The organism is Chromobacterium alticapitis (genome assembly GCF_002924365.1).
Lineage (GTDB): Bacteria > Pseudomonadota > Gammaproteobacteria > Burkholderiales > Chromobacteriaceae > Chromobacterium > Chromobacterium alticapitis.
Genome location: NZ_PQWB01000011.1, coordinates 73,146 through 86,756 on the forward strand (window position 1 = coordinate 73,146; position 13,611 = coordinate 86,756).

The window sequence follows — 13,611 nt, forward strand, 5'->3', positions numbered from 1 at the left end:
AGCCGCGGGGCTTTTTTTCGTCCGCGGCAAGCCGGCGGTTTCCCGCCCGCGGGGTCGCTATGCCGGCGGAGTTTCCGACGAGCGGCGGCGGAGCTGTACCAAAGAACTGCGCCTGGCTGGCCTATAACCGGAAAAAGGCCGCATTGCCTGGAAAAGGAGAGGAATCATGACCTTATACCTGCTTGGCTTGGTGTTTTGTCTGACCGATATCGGAACGCGGCTGGCCTTGCGCACCCGTTCCTGGCGAGCGGTGGAATGGACGCTGGCGGCCGGCCTGGCGCTGGCCTGGCTGCTGTATCCGAGGTTAAGCGATTGGGCGGTGCCGCTGATGCCGAGCGAGCAGGGCATGTGGCTCTATGCGACGCTGGTGGGCTTGCAGCTGGGGCTGATGGATGCGGTGCTGCGCACCAGCCTGGTGCGCTGGCGGCGCGCCTATCTGCGCGCGCGGGCCATCAGGCAGGCCGGCAAGCATGGAGACATGTTTGTGGATTGAGTGGCATGCTTGACGGATAAGGCGCGCGGGAGCAGACTGCGCGCAGCCAGGCGCCGCGCCTCAAGCGCGGCGTCCGGCAATCTGGCTTGGCGGCAAGCGCCGGCCATCGTTCTTTATCGTTCTTTACAGGTACCGCCATCATGGCATTGTTCTTTGCATCGCTGTCGCGCCATCTGCTGCGCGACATGCTGGGCGACCACGTTCGCCCGTCCGACGCGCCCTTGCGCCGTTCAACTTCCCCGACCGATCCGCGCGAGAGCGACGAGCGCCAGCGTCTGCTGCAGCGCCTGGAGCAATGCCGTCTGGAGAAGGGCGGCGCATGCTGAGTCTCCCCTTGATATCCGAGCGGCTGCTGCTGCGCGATTTCCACGAAGAAGACTTGCCAGTCTACCAGGCCTTGCGCGCCAGTCCAGCCTTTGGCCGCCACTACCAACCCGATGAGGTGTCGCCCTTTTTTTCCGCGCTGCTGTTGCGGCGTTTCATCGAACAACAGGCTGAACCCCGGCGCGCCTGGCAGCTGGCCATCGCGCTGCGCGCCAACGGCGAGCTGATCGGTTCGGTCGGCCTGCGCTCAGGCGCGGCGCCGGGCGCGGCCAGCTTTGGACTGGAGCTGGCAGAGGCCGCCTGGGGCCAGGGCCTGGCGCTGGAGGCGGGACGGTTGCTGCTGGATGCGGGCTTCAACCAGCTTGGCCTGCACCGGATCGAAGCGGATACCGCCGAGGGCAATCTGGCTGCGCGTCGCCTGGCGGCCCGTTTGGGGTTTGCGGAAGGCCCTGCGCGCGAGGGCCGGTCGACGCTGGCCTTGAGCCTGGCCATGCTGGGCGCGCAGAGCGACTGGCGGCTGGAGGGCGGCGTTTTGAGCCGGCTGGACGGCTGCTGGCGAGTCTTGACGCCGGGGTTGCCTGACTATTACTGCGGCAATGCCTTATTGCTGGACCAGGCGCCGGCGGCGCAAGCGCGCGCAGGCTGGGAGCGATGTTTTGACGCCGCTTTCGCCGATGCGGCGGGCATCCGCCATCGCACTTTATTGTGGCCCTTGGCCGAGAACGGCGGCGCGGCGCGCTATGGCGAGTGGACGGCCGCGGGCTATCGCTACGAGGAAAGCGTGGTCCTGCTGCTGAACGAGGCCGAGTTGCGGCCGGTTCCGGCCAGCGCCTGGCTGGCGATCCGGCCCTTGGCCGGGGAGGGCGACTGGCGGCAATGGCGACAATTGATGGCGGACACGCGCGCGCCAGGCCACGAGGAGGCCGATTACCGCGCCTATCTGCAAGGCCGAGAGCGGCGCTTCCTGGCACTGGAGGCGGCCGGCCAGGGCCATGTCTGGGGTGTGTTCGATGGCCATGCGCTGCTGTGCGGCGCTGGCCTGTTCCTGTTGCCCGGCATGGCGCGCTTCCAGCATGTAGCCACCGCGCCGCATGTGCGGCGGCTGGGCCTGGCCAGCCAGTTGCTCAGCCATCTGGCGCAATGGGGGCTGCAACGGACCTCGCGGCTGGTCATCGTGGCCGATGCCCATTATCACGCGCTGGACTTGTATCGGAAGCTGGGCTTTGTCGAGGCTGGGCGGGAAGCTTCGCTGTGCTGGTGGCCGAAGGATTAGCCAGATTGTGGCTATCCATGCATTGTGCTCATGTTTTTCGTGGTGAATCCTTTATTTCTCTTGACCTTGCAAGGCATTTGAAATGAGACTTGCTCATGCATGCCGTCGTCCTTTCCGACGGCTGGACGCAAGCCGCCATTCGAGCGGCCACACCATCAAGGAGAAATGGGAATGACGGCATTGGCAGCGCTGCGCCGCGAGTTCGACGCGCTCAATCACGATTACCTGGCCGTGCACAAGGCCAAGGAAGACCTGTTCTGGGACACCTATATGGCGGTGTCCGACGATGACGCCGGCTTCGCCCGCGCCGAAGCCGCCTACAAGGACTTCATTTCCAGCCCGGCGCGGCTGGCGCGGAGCAAGAATGTCATCGCCCAGCTGGAGGCCCTGCCGGCGGATGCCGAGCGCGATGCCTTGCTGCACGGCTTCAAGGGCTGGCTGGCCGTGTTCGAGAGCAACATCATCGAGAGCGACGAGGCGCGCCAGCTGATGACCGAGCTGGTGGAGCTGGAGTCTGCGTTGTTCGCCAAGCGCCGCGCTTACAAGATGCATCACCTCAACGAGGCTGGAGAGCGCGAAGAAGCGACGCTGAGCATGCTCAGCACCAATCTGGGCACCAACCGCGACGAAGCGGCGCGCAAGAGCTCGCTGGACGCCTACCTGGCGCTGGAGCGCTGGGCGCTGGACAACGGCTTCCTCGCCATCGTCAGCAAGCGCAACGCGCTGGCGCGCAGCTTGGGCTATGCCGATTACTTTGAATACAAGGTCAAGAAAAACGAGCAGATGACGCCGGATCAGCTGTTCGCGATTCTGGACGATTTCGAGGCGCGCACCCGCGGCGCCAACCAGCGCGCGCTGGACGAGCTGCAGGCCAAGCATGGCGATGGCGCGCTGTTGGGCCATAATCTGCGCTTCCACATGAGCGGCGACGTCACCCGCCAGATGGACCCCTACCTGCCGTTCGCCAAGGCGGTGGAGCGCTGGGTGCTGAGCTTCCGCCGGCTGGGCATCCAGTATCGCGGCGCCACCATGCAGCTGGACCTGGTGGAGCGCGAGGGCAAGTATCAGAACGGCTTCTGCCACGGCCCGATCCCGGCCTTCTTCGACGGCGCACAGTGGGTGCCGGGCCAGATCAACTTCACCGCCGAAGCCAAGCCGGACCAGGTGGGCAGCGGCGCGCGCGCCATCAACACCTTGTTCCACGAGGGCGGCCACGCCGCGCACTTCGCCAATGTGACGCAGAACGCGCCGTGCTTCTCGCAGGAGTTCGCGCCCACCTCCATGGCTTACGCCGAAACCCAGAGCATGTTCTGCGACAGCCTGCTGGAAGACGCGGACTGGCTGAAGCGCTACGCGCGCAATAGCAAAGGCGAAGCCATTCCGGATGAGCTGATCCGCGCGCGCATCGAGGCGGTGCAACCCTTCGCCGCCTACGCCGAACGCTCCATCGCCGTCGTCGCTTACTTCGAACGCGAGCTGTACGCGCTGCCGGAGAGCGAACTCACCGCCGAGCGCGTGCTGCAACTGGCCCGCGCCAACGAGAAGCGCATCCTGGGCGTGGATGTCAGCCCGCGTCCGCTGCTGGCCATTCCTCACTTGCTGAACCAGGAGTCGGCCGCCGCCTATCACGGCTATCTGCTGGCCAATATGGCGGTGTACCAGACCCGCGCCTACTTCATCGGCAAGTTCGGCTATTTGACCGACAACCCGGCCATCGGCCCGCTGCTGGCCGAGCACTACTGGGGCCCGGGCAACAGCATCAACCACAACGCCACCCTGGTGCGTCTGACCGGCGAACCGTTCAACGCGCGCTACCTGGCGGACAGCTGCAATCAGAGCGTGGCCGAGGCCTGGGCCGAAGCGCAAAAGCTGATCTCCGAATCCGCCGCGCGCGATTACCCGGCGCAGTACCCGGATACGCTCGTCGCGCATATCCGCCTGGTGCACGGCGCGGAGCTGATCGCCGACAACACGGCCGGCGACGCGGCGATGTTCGACCGCTTCGAGAGCTGGGTGGCCGGCCATTATCCGGCCAGCGTGCGCTGAGTGTGAGCGCGCAGTAAACGAAACGGCCGGGGCGCATCCCGGCCGTTTTTCATTCAGCCCTGAAAGGCGCGGCTCACACCGGCGCGCTGCTGTCCTCGGCCAGGAGGGCGGCCCGCGCGGCGGGACGGGCCGCCACGGTTTGAAAGAAGGCATCCAGCGTAGGCCAACGGGCGAGGGCGATGTCGAAACGAGGCAGCCAGCCCAGGATCGCGAACAAATAGGCGTCGGCCACGCCGAAATCATGGCCCAGCAAGTAAGGCTGCGTTTCCAAACGGGTTTCCAGCCAATCGAGCCGCTTGAACAGTTTTTCGCGGAAGATTTGCCTGACGGTTTCCGGCAGATCGGCGCGGAATAGCGGCGCGCTGCCGCTGTGCAGTTCGGTGGCGATGAAGTTGAGCATTTCCTGCAGCCGTATTCTCTGCCAGCTGCCGTTGGCCGGTGCCAGGCCGGCTTCCGGTTGCAAGTCGGCCAGGTATTGCAGGATGGCGGGGCCTTCGGTCAGCGTCTCGCCATTGTCCAGCGTCAGCGCGGCGACATAGCCCTTAGAGTTGATGTCGAGAAAGCTGCCGCCCTCGGCGGTGCGCTTGGTCTGGTTGTTCACCCGGATCAATTCGAAGGACCGGCCCAGTTCGCGCAGAATGATGTGCGGGGCCAGCGAGCAGGCCATGGGCGCGAAATACAGTTTCATCTTGCCATCCTTGTTTCGGTTTAGCCGGCAACGGCGATGGGGCAGCTTCTCCTGGTTGGCGCGGCCAGTAAAACAAGGATTCCAGCGGTCTGTCATCAGCGCAGCTAATGGCATGACGAAAAGGTAAAATGTCCCAACTCAATTCTAAAGCGCGCTAAGCCATGATGAATTTGCTGCATTGGCGTTTGTTGCTGGCCGTGGAGGAATGCGGCACGGTGACGCGGGCCGCCGAGCGCCATGGCATGACCCAATCCGGCGCCAGCCAGGCCATCAAACAGATGGAGGAGGCGCTGGGCATCGCCTTGTTTGCGCGCGATAGGCGGCAAACCCGGCCCACGGCCCTGGGCGAGCAGGTGCTGCGTAAGGCTCGGACGATGCTGGCTGAGCTGGACGGCATCCGGGCTCTGGCGGATGAGGGGAGGGGCTGGTTGTCCGGCCGCTTGACGGTGGCGGGTTTCCCTTCCTTGTTCTCGCGCCTTTTGGCGCGCAAGCTGGATCAATTCCGCCTGCGGCATCCAGGCCTGTCGGTATTGTGGCTGGATGGCAGCGACGAAGAGATCGAGCGCTGGCTGGCATCCGGGCAGGTGGATATCGGCGTGGTGCTGAATCCGGACTCGGATAGGCCGACGCAGAGCCTGGGCGAGGATGCCTGGCTGGCGGTGCTGCCAAGCGGCCATCGCCTGGCACGCCGCCACGCAAGCGCACCCATTCCAGGCCATGAGCTGGCGGATCTGCCCTTCATCGTCGCTACCGGCGGTTGCCGTCTGCATGGCGAGAGCGTGCTGCAAACGATGGGTATGCCATTGCGCGATGTGCGCATGCGAGTAAGCGACTGGGGCAGCGCTTTGGAAATGGCGCGCAGCGGCGCGGGCGTGACGGTGATGCCGGCTTCGGTACTGCCGGACCCTTGCCCCGGCGTGCGCGCGTTTGCCTTGGCCGATGCGCCGCCGCGGTGTTTTGCGCTGGCCTGTTCGGCATCGGGCGCGGCCTCGCCGCAGGCCCAGGCCTTATTGAATTGGCTGAAACCGCCGTAGGACGGATGCCTCAAAGGGGCGATCCGCCATTCTGGTCCCATCGACATCGGCGGCGCGCATTCGGCGGATGGCGGAACGCCCGGCGCGCCGGGCTGCCGCCCTACCGCACGGGCCGGCGCGGAGGCGCTATTGTTGGCGGTAGATCAGCCGGCCTTCCAGCAGCAGCTCTGACGGCGTCAGCCGCAGATTGTTGCCGGACGCGGCGCGGTCGAACACGAAGCGCTGGCCCTGGTATTCGATCCAGGCGCTGATGGGTTCGCCCTGGAAGCGGCCCAGGATTTCTTCGGAACGGACCACCTCGGCGTCGTCCGACAGCATCAGGCCGCGCGCCGGCTCCGGCTCCACTTCCCAGTTGTCGTTGTTCGCCGGCTGCGGATCGTGGCGGGTGGCGGTGCGCAGCCACAGGCGGAAAATCCACAGCGGCAGCACCACGCGGTGCACGCGCTTGTCGTCGGTGATGACGCAGGCCACCGGGAAGACCTCGCCGCATTTCGGGCAATGGGCGTCGGCGGACAGGAAGATCTTGCCCTGCATCAGGCTGGCGATGCCCTCCATCTGCTCGGCTCCGACCATGGCGCGGCATTGCGGGCAATGCTTGCCGAAGCGGCGCACGCTGTTGCCGTTGGCGAAGGTCAGCGGGAGGAAGCGGGAGATCTTGTCTTGTCGAGCCATTGCTGCAGTGTCCGGTAAGCAGGGATGGGCCGCCGGATCGTTACCGGCGGCAAGCCTTCGATTATAACCCCTAGCCGCTGCGAGAGAAATGCAGGCGGCAAGCGAGTATGTGCGTGGAGCCGGGCGCCAGTTCGCGGGCGTCGTCGCCGGCATTGGCCGTTTCCACGCATACAAAGCGCCGCCAGTCCGCGTCCGGCAGGTCGGCCAGCTTTTTCGCCTTGGCCGGCGCGGGGTTCCATACCACGGCGCTGGCGGAGCCTTCCGGCCGGATGAGGAGGTCGCGTTTCCAGCCGGCGTCGCGCAGCGTGATGCCCTGGCTGGTATACGCTATCTGGTCTACCTCGCCATCGAAGCGGAAGGGGGTGCTGGGCAAGACGATGCGGGCATCGGCCACCTTGTCGTGCGCCGGCGCGTTCTCCAGCCCCAGCAGTTCGATGTCGTCGATGTCGGATACCGCGAAATAGCTGTGCAGCGCGGCGCTGACGGTTTGCGCGGACTCGCCTTGATTCACAGTGGCCAGCGCGATGTCTACGCCATCCGGGCCGATGCGGAAGGACAGCTCTGCGGCCAGGCCCTCATGGCGCGGGCCGTTCAGTTTCACGTGGAACACTTCTCCATCGCGGCGGGCGTCGGCCAGCCGCCACAACTGCTGGCGGGCTACGCCATGCGCCGGCAGGCCTGAGTCGGACGGGTGCGCGCCAAACCACGGCCAGCACACCGGCACGCCGCCGCGTATCGCTTTGCCCGGCTGATACGCGGTTTGCGGGGACAGATAGAGCAGCGGCGCTTCGCCGTCGCGGCGGTAGTCCAGGAGTTGCCCGCCCAGCAGAGCGATGCGGGCGGAGAAGCCGTCGCCGGCCAGCAGAATCTGTTCGACGCCCGGCGCCAGCTCGGCCAGGCTCATTCCTTGCGGATGGGACATGCATGCTCCATCGGAGTGCGGAAAACTCCGATGATAGCGCGGGTCGTTTACGGCGTGATGCGGCTGATCAGGATTTCATTCGATCAAGCCCAGCCGCCGCCACAGCGCGCGCAACGTCCACAAGGGGCCGATCAGCAGGAACTGCAAGTCCTGGGTGAACGAGGGCTTTTTGCCTTCGCGCGCGTGTCCCATGAACTGGCCGGCCCAGGCCAGCGCGAACACCAGCAGCGAGACGTAGCCCAGCGGCAGGCCGGCGCCCTGCAGCAGAGTCAGCAGCAGCAGCGCCAGGCTGCTCAACACGGCCATCACCAACGCCGCTTGCTGCGACAGCCGCCAGTACCACGCCACGCCGGCCAACACCGCCAGCCAGGCCCAGGGCAGAGGGCCGGGCAGAACCATCAGCATGCCCAGCAGCGATAGCGCGATCAGCGGCACGCATAGCTTGTGCATGGCGATATTGAATGGGTGGCGGTGGCTTTCGTCGTAAGCCGCCAGCCATTGCGGCAGGGTCATCATGGCTTGCCTCCGGTTTTCTGCGCTGGATCATCCAGCGATGCGGCCGAGCGCGCTACAATCGGCCATTCACTAGCCCATGGAGCCACGGTGTCAGACGCCCCGCAACCCCGTTATCAACGGATCAAGGACTACATTCTGTCCGGCATCCGCGACCGTCACTTCCTGCCCGGCTGCAAGATTCCGCCGGAACTGGAGCTGGCGCGCCAGTTCGGCGTGTCCCGCATGACGGTCAACAAGGCGGTGCGCGACCTGGCCGAGGCCGGCATCCTGCTGCGCTTCGCCGGCGACGGCACCTACGTGGCCGAACGCAAGGCGGAGTCGCCGCTGCTCGACATCAACAATATCGCGGCCGAGATCGAAGCGCGCGGCCACGGCCATACCGCCCAGGTGATTCTGCTGGAAGCGCTGCCGGCCAGCGAGGAGGTGGCGCTGCGGCTCAGCATGCGCGCCGGCGGCCTGGTCTACCACTCGCTGATCGTCCACTTCGAGGACGAGGTGCCCATCCAGCTGGAAGACCGCTACGTCAATCCGGCCTTCGCGCCGGATTATCTGAAGCAGGATTTCTGCGAGCGCACGCCCAACGACTACCTGATGCAAAGCTGTCCGCTCACTGATATTGAGCATAGCGTGGAAGCGGTGCTGCCGGGCGTGGCGGAGCAGGCCCTGCTAGGCATCTCCGCGGCCGAGCCCTGCCTCTTGGTTTTGCGCCGCACCTGGTCGCACAAGAAGCTGGTCAGCTTCGCCCGGCTCACTCACCCGGGATTGCGCTACAAACTGCGCTCGCAAACGCGGGTCAAGAAGTAAAACGGTATATACAATTTGTTCGAGTCCAGACAGGCTGCCAGCGGGCAGCCTTTTTTTATTGCCGTGCAACATCAAGGATTTGTAGATTTTTTTACAAAGCTTGCGCTTGACAGTGGCAGCCCATGCGCGTAATTGTATATACAAATTACTGCGCGAGATTGCTATGCCGCCGATTCACGCCCACCGCCCCAGCCTGTGGCTAAACGCCAGGCTGGCCACCATGGACCCGGTCCACGCCGCGCCTTACGGCGCGCTGGAAGGCCACGCGCTGCTGTTGCGGGACGGCCACATCGAGGCGGTGCTGCCGCAGGGCGAGGTGAATGCCGCCGCTTTCGACGGCGAGGTGTTCGACCTGCAGGGCCGCTGGATCACGCCGGGCCTGATCGACTGCCACACCCACCTGGTGTACGGCGGCAGCCGCGCGGCGGAATGGGAAAAGCGGCTGACCGGCGTGCCCTATCAGCAGATCGCCGCCGAGGGCGGCGGCATCGTCTCCACCGTCCGCGCCACCCGTTGGCTGGACGAGGAAGAGCTGGCGCTGGCCAGCCTGCCGCGGCTGAAGGCGCTGATGGCGGAAGGTGTGACCACGGTGGAGATCAAGTCCGGCTATGGCCTGACCCAGGCCGACGAACTGAAGCAGCTGGCCGCCGCGCGCCGGCTGCAGGACGCGCTGCCGGTGGAAGTGGCCGCCACGCTGCTGGCCGCCCACGCGGTGCCGCCGGAGTACGCCGGCGACGCCGACGGCTATATCGACCACATCGTCGAATCCATCCTGCCGGTGGCGGCGCGCGCCGGCCTCGCCGAAGCGGTGGACGCGTTTTGCGAATCCGTCGGCTTCAGCCCGGGGCAAACCCGGCGCGTGTTCGAGGCGGCGCGCGCCCATGGCCTGCAAGTGAAGGGCCATGTCGAGCAGCTGTCCAATCTGCACGGCGCGGAGCTGGTGGCCGAGTTCGGCGGCTTGTCCGCCGACCATATCGAGTACCTGGACGACGCCGGCGTCGAGGCCTTGCGTCGCGCCGGCACCGTCGCGGTGCTGCTGCCCGGCGCTTTCTATTTCCTGCGCGAAACCCAAAAACCGCCGGTGGACAAGCTGCGCGCCGCCGGCGTGCCGATGGCGGTATCCACCGACCTCAATCCCGGCACTAGCCCCTTCGCCTCCATCCGCCTGGCGATGAACCAGGCCTGCGTCTTGTTCGGCCTGACGCCGGAAGAGGCGCTGGCCGGCGCCACCCGCCATGCGGCGCGGGCGCTGGGCCGCGCGGAGACCCATGGCCGGCTGGCTGCCGGCTGCGTGGCGGATCTGTTGGTCTGGGACATTGGCCATCCGGCCGAAATCGCCTACAGCGTGGGCGTGCCGCTGCTCAAGCAGCGGGTGTTCCGCGGCGCGGCGCAATCTATCGACTGATTACCGTTCGGCCCGCCGGACGCCAGCGCGCTTCCGGCCGGGACGGCAATAAAGGAAGCATGCTCATGGTGGACATGAAGGTCTGGACCGGCCGCGTGGACGCGGCCGAAGGCGAGGCAGCCAAGCGCTGGCACCAGGCGGTGCAGCCGCTGCCTGAGAGCGGCGCGCCCGGCATCGCCATCATCGGCTTCGCCTGCGACGAAGGCGTGCGCCGCAACCAGGGCCGCGTCGGCGCGGCGAACGGGCCGCGGGCGCTGCGCAAGGCGCTGGCCAACCTGGCCTGGCACCCGACCCTGCCCCTGTACGACGCCGGCGATGTGGTGTGCGACGCCGGCAATCTGGACGCCGCGCAGCGCAAACTCGGCCTGCTGGTGACGCAGGCGGCGCAGGCCGGCCATCTGCCGCTGGTGTTGGGCGGCGGTCACGAAACCGCCTACGGTCACTGGCTGGGTTTGGCCGACGCCCATCCCGGCAAGCGCATCGGCATCGTCAATTTCGACGCCCACTTCGACCTGCGCCATGCCGACGAGGCCACCAGCGGCACGCCGTTCGCGCAGATCGCTGCCGACTGCGCCGCTCGCAGCCAGCATTTCCGCTACCTGTGCCTGGGCGTGGCCGAAACCGCCAACACCCAGGCGCTGTTCGACACCGCCCGCGAGCTGGGCGCCGAGTGGCGGCTGGACACCGAGATGACCGGCTGGCAGCTGGCCGACATCCGCGGCCAGCTGGCCGAATTCCTCGACAGCGTCGACGCCGTCTACCTGACCATAGACTTGGACGTGCTGCCGGCGGCGCAGATGCCGGCGGTGTCGGCCCCGGCCGGCTACGGCGTCGACATCACGGTGGTGGAGACGCTGGTCGGCCGGCTGGCCAAGAGCGGCAAGTTGATAGGCGCCGACCTGGTGGAATTCAATCCCGAATACGACATCGACAGCCATGGCGCCAAGGCGGCGGCGCGGCTGGCCTGGAGCCTGAGCCGCCACCTGCGCCGTTGATCGGGCAGCACTACCGTAGGGTGGGCAAGGCCAGCCTTGCCCACGCGGAATGATAGACAGAGGAGAAGCAGAGATGACCGACCCGCGTTTTGACGCATCCCGCCACATCCGCGCGCCGCGCGGCAACCAGCTCACATGTAAAAGCTGGCTGACCGAAGCCGCCTATCGGATGATCCAGAACAATCTGGACGCCGAGGTGGCCGAGCACCCGCAAAGCCTGGTGGTGTACGGCGGCATCGGCCGCGCCGCCCGCAACTGGGAGTGCTACGACAAGATCCTGGAAACCTTGCAGCGGCTGGAAGACGACGAAACGCTGCTGGTGCAGTCCGGCAAGCCGGTCGGCGTGTTCAAGACCCACGAAAACGCGCCGCGCGTGCTGATCGCCAACTCCAATCTGGTGCCGCACTGGGCCAACTGGGAGCACTTCAACGAGCTCGATAAAAAGGGCCTGATGATGTACGGCCAGATGACGGCCGGCTCCTGGATCTACATCGGCTCGCAAGGCATCGTGCAGGGGACTTACGAGACTTTCTTCTCCGTCGCCAACCAGCACTTCGACGGCAAGCCGCAAGGCCGCTGGATTCTGACCGGCGGCTTGGGCGGCATGGGCGGCGCGCAGCCGCTGGCTGCCACTATGGCGGGATTCTCCATGATCGCCGTCGAATGTGACGAAACCCGCATCGATTTCCGCCTGAAAACCCGCTACGTCGACCGCAAGGCCACCACCTTGGACGAGGCGCTGGCCATCGTCGAAGACGCCAAGCAAAGCGGCAAGGCGGTGTCGGTGGGCTTGCTCGGCAACGCCGCCGACGTGTTCGCCGAACTGGTGGCGCGCGGCATCACCCCGGACGTGGTCACCGACCAGACCTCCGCCCACGACCCGGTGCACGGCTATCTGCCGCAGGGCTGGACCGTGGCCCAGTGGCGCGACAAGCAGAAGACCGCCGCCGCCGAAATCACCGCCGCGGCCAAGAAATCCATGGCCGTGCAAGTGCGCGCCATGCTGACGCTGCAAGCGCGCGGCGCGGCCACGCTGGACTACGGCAACAACATCCGCCAGATGGCGCTGGAAGAGGGCGTGCAAAACGCCTTCGACTTCCCCGGCTTCGTCCCGGCCTATGTGCGCCCGTTGTTCTGCGAAGGCATCGGCCCCTTCCGCTGGGTGGCGCTGTCCGGCGATCCGGAAGACATCTACAAGACCGACGCCAAGGTGAAGGAACTGATCCCGGATGATCCGCACCTGCACAACTGGCTGGACATGGCCAGGGAACGCATCGCCTTCCAGGGCCTGCCGGCGCGCATCTGCTGGGTGGGCCTGAAAGACCGCGCCCGCCTGGGCCAGGCTTTCAACGAGATGGTGAAGAACGGCGAATTGAAGGCGCCCATCGTCATCGGCCGCGACCATCTGGATTCCGGCTCGGTCGCCAGCCCCAACCGCGAAACTGAATCCATGAAGGACGGCTCCGACGCCGTGTCCGACTGGCCGCTGCTGAACGCTTTGCTCAACACCGCCGGCGGCGCCACCTGGGTCTCGTTGCACCACGGCGGCGGCGTGGGCATGGGCTTCTCCCAGCATTCCGGCGTGGTCATCGTCTGCGATGGGACGGATGCCGCGTCCGAACGGCTGGGCCGCGTATTGCGCAACGACCCGGGCACCGGCGTGATGCGCCATGCCGACGCCGGCTACGACATCGCGGTGAATTGCGCCAAGGAACAGGGCCTGGACCTGCCGATGCTGAAGTAAGCCGTCCTGCGGCTCTGCGTGTTTGCGCAGCGGGGATATCTCTGCGGGGCGGTCTGCTCAGCGGCGCGCATGCGTTTTGAGCGGGCGTGTCGAACATGGAAACTTCATGCCGCGCTAGCCCCTCTCCCCTCGCGGGAGAGGGGTTGGGGAGAGGGGGCAAGCGGCCGACATCGCCATCACCGTGGGGCGTTCCGCCTTGACGCGCCATCGAAGAGCAACAGGAGAAGTCGCAGTATGTAGGGTTGGCAATGCCGGCATTGCCCACCGTGGCCGCAACAGGAGAAATAGAAGTGCAAGCAAGCGATCTGATCGGCGAATGGAAGCTGGACGACTTCATCGTCCACCGCGAAGACGGCGAGGCCTTTCATTGGCCCGGCGTGCAAAGCGGCACGCTGATCTACACCGCCAGCGGCTATGTCAGCGTGGCGCAGAACCGCCAGCCGCTGGACCAGCCCAGCCCGGAAGACGCGCAGCGCGTGTCCAATTTCTACACCGGCAACTGGCGGCTGGGCGAAGAGCCGGGCATGGTCTACCACACCGCGCTGCAGTCCAGCGCGCCGGCCGTGGTCGGCCAGACCATGCGGCGCGAGGTGGCGCTGCTGCCGGACGGACGCTTGCAGCTGTCCGGCCAGGGGTTGAAAGAAAGAGTGACTCTGATCTGGTCGCGTTTGTGATCGGTTAGAGCCGTCAGTTGG

The 13,611-nt window shown here is 66.2% G+C and carries 14 protein-coding genes; 10 read left to right on the forward strand and 4 right to left on the reverse strand.

The window, feature by feature from the left end:
* Positions 1–166: 166 nt before the first annotated feature.
* From C2I19_RS02645 to C2I19_RS02660, 4 genes are all read left to right on the forward strand, one after another.
* The gene (locus C2I19_RS02645) at positions 167–493 is read left to right on the forward strand and encodes a hypothetical protein (protein ID WP_103901167.1); all 327 of its coding nucleotides are present in this window, start codon (positions 167–169) and stop codon (positions 491–493) included.
* Positions 494–633: 140 nt separating this feature from the next.
* Positions 634–819 carry a hypothetical protein gene (locus tag C2I19_RS02650; protein WP_146056731.1) on the forward strand — a complete coding sequence of 62 codons (186 nt, stop codon included), beginning with the start codon at positions 634–636 and terminating at the stop codon, positions 817–819.
* The gene (locus C2I19_RS02655) at positions 813–2,090 is read left to right on the forward strand and encodes a GNAT family N-acetyltransferase (protein WP_158253620.1); all 1,278 of its coding nucleotides are present in this window, start codon (positions 813–815) and stop codon (positions 2,088–2,090) included. Before C2I19_RS02650 ends, C2I19_RS02655 begins: the two co-directional genes overlap by 7 nt.
* Positions 2,091–2,261: 171 nt before the next feature.
* Entirely contained in the window at positions 2,262–4,136 is a 1,875-nt protein-coding gene (locus C2I19_RS02660) for a M3 family metallopeptidase (RefSeq protein WP_103901170.1), read from the forward strand.
* A 73-nt stretch (positions 4,137–4,209) separates the two neighbouring features.
* Here the strand turns inward: C2I19_RS02660 and gstA are convergent, their stop codons facing one another.
* On the reverse strand, positions 4,210–4,824 hold the full coding sequence (gstA, locus tag C2I19_RS02665) for a glutathione transferase GstA (protein WP_103901171.1): 615 nt from the start codon (positions 4,822–4,824) through the stop codon (positions 4,210–4,212).
* 161 nt (positions 4,825–4,985) lie between these two features.
* Between gstA and C2I19_RS02670 the strand changes: the two genes are divergently transcribed.
* The gene (locus tag C2I19_RS02670) at positions 4,986–5,858 is read left to right on the forward strand and encodes a LysR family transcriptional regulator (protein ID WP_103901172.1); all 873 of its coding nucleotides are present in this window, start codon (positions 4,986–4,988) and stop codon (positions 5,856–5,858) included.
* Between the two features lie 126 nt (positions 5,859–5,984).
* On the opposite strand, the gene C2I19_RS02675 is transcribed toward C2I19_RS02670, so the two are convergent.
* The 3 genes from C2I19_RS02675 to C2I19_RS02685 form a co-directional block, all read right to left on the reverse strand.
* Positions 5,985–6,530, reverse strand: a complete 546-nt coding sequence (locus tag C2I19_RS02675; RefSeq protein WP_103901173.1) for a CpXC domain-containing protein — start codon at positions 6,528–6,530, stop codon at positions 5,985–5,987.
* A gap of 70 nt (positions 6,531–6,600) precedes the next feature.
* The gene (locus C2I19_RS02680; RefSeq protein ID WP_103901174.1) at positions 6,601–7,452 is read right to left on the reverse strand and encodes a D-hexose-6-phosphate mutarotase; all 852 of its coding nucleotides are present in this window, start codon (positions 7,450–7,452) and stop codon (positions 6,601–6,603) included.
* A 75-nt stretch (positions 7,453–7,527) separates the two neighbouring features.
* A complete protein-coding gene (locus C2I19_RS02685) occupies positions 7,528–7,968 on the reverse strand; it encodes an Mpo1 family 2-hydroxy fatty acid dioxygenase (RefSeq protein ID WP_103901175.1) in 441 nt (146 codons plus the stop codon).
* 87 nt (positions 7,969–8,055) lie between these two features.
* On the opposite strand from C2I19_RS02685, the gene hutC reads away from it, so the two are divergent.
* From hutC to C2I19_RS02710, 5 genes are all read left to right on the forward strand, one after another.
* Positions 8,056–8,772: a histidine utilization transcriptional repressor HutC gene (gene hutC / locus C2I19_RS02690; RefSeq protein ID WP_103901176.1), complete on the forward strand. Its 717-nt coding sequence runs from the start codon at positions 8,056–8,058 to the stop codon at positions 8,770–8,772.
* Between the two features lie 163 nt (positions 8,773–8,935).
* Complete coding sequence (hutI, locus tag C2I19_RS02695) at positions 8,936–10,177, forward strand: imidazolonepropionase (RefSeq protein ID WP_199181054.1); 1,242 nt, start codon at positions 8,936–8,938, stop codon at positions 10,175–10,177.
* 65 nt (positions 10,178–10,242) lie between these two features.
* Positions 10,243–11,172: a formimidoylglutamase gene (gene hutG, locus C2I19_RS02700; RefSeq protein WP_103901177.1), complete on the forward strand. Its 930-nt coding sequence runs from the start codon at positions 10,243–10,245 to the stop codon at positions 11,170–11,172.
* A 73-nt stretch (positions 11,173–11,245) separates the two neighbouring features.
* Positions 11,246–12,916 carry a urocanate hydratase gene (gene hutU, locus C2I19_RS02705; RefSeq protein WP_103901178.1) on the forward strand — a complete coding sequence of 557 codons (1,671 nt, stop codon included), beginning with the start codon at positions 11,246–11,248 and terminating at the stop codon, positions 12,914–12,916.
* Between the two features lie 290 nt (positions 12,917–13,206).
* On the forward strand, positions 13,207–13,590 hold the full coding sequence (locus tag C2I19_RS02710; protein ID WP_233201079.1) for a lipocalin-like domain-containing protein: 384 nt from the start codon (positions 13,207–13,209) through the stop codon (positions 13,588–13,590).
* The last annotated feature ends 21 nt before the right edge of the window (positions 13,591–13,611 follow it).

Excerpts from the sequence above, each read along its gene's own strand:
- C2I19_RS02645 (WP_103901167.1), top strand. The coding sequence starts at position 167 with ATGACCTTATACCTGCTTGGCTTGGTGTTTTGTCTGACCGATATCGGA.
- C2I19_RS02650 (WP_146056731.1), top strand. The coding sequence starts at position 634 with ATGGCATTGTTCTTTGCATCGCTGTCGCGCCATCTGCTGCGCGACATG.
- C2I19_RS02655 (WP_158253620.1), top strand. The coding sequence starts at position 813 with ATGCTGAGTCTCCCCTTGATATCCGAGCGGCTGCTGCTGCGCGATTTC.
- C2I19_RS02660 (WP_103901170.1), top strand. The coding sequence starts at position 2,262 with ATGACGGCATTGGCAGCGCTGCGCCGCGAGTTCGACGCGCTCAATCAC.
- gstA (WP_103901171.1), bottom strand. The coding sequence starts at position 4,824 with ATGAAACTGTATTTCGCGCCCATGGCCTGCTCGCTGGCCCCGCACATC.
- C2I19_RS02670 (WP_103901172.1), top strand. The coding sequence starts at position 4,986 with ATGATGAATTTGCTGCATTGGCGTTTGTTGCTGGCCGTGGAGGAATGC.
- C2I19_RS02675 (WP_103901173.1), bottom strand. The coding sequence starts at position 6,530 with ATGGCTCGACAAGACAAGATCTCCCGCTTCCTCCCGCTGACCTTCGCC.
- C2I19_RS02680 (WP_103901174.1), bottom strand. The coding sequence starts at position 7,452 with ATGTCCCATCCGCAAGGAATGAGCCTGGCCGAGCTGGCGCCGGGCGTC.
- C2I19_RS02685 (WP_103901175.1), bottom strand. The coding sequence starts at position 7,968 with ATGATGACCCTGCCGCAATGGCTGGCGGCTTACGACGAAAGCCACCGC.
- hutI (WP_199181054.1), top strand. The coding sequence starts at position 8,936 with ATGCCGCCGATTCACGCCCACCGCCCCAGCCTGTGGCTAAACGCCAGG.
- hutG (WP_103901177.1), top strand. The coding sequence starts at position 10,243 with ATGGTGGACATGAAGGTCTGGACCGGCCGCGTGGACGCGGCCGAAGGC.
- hutU (WP_103901178.1), top strand. The coding sequence starts at position 11,246 with ATGACCGACCCGCGTTTTGACGCATCCCGCCACATCCGCGCGCCGCGC.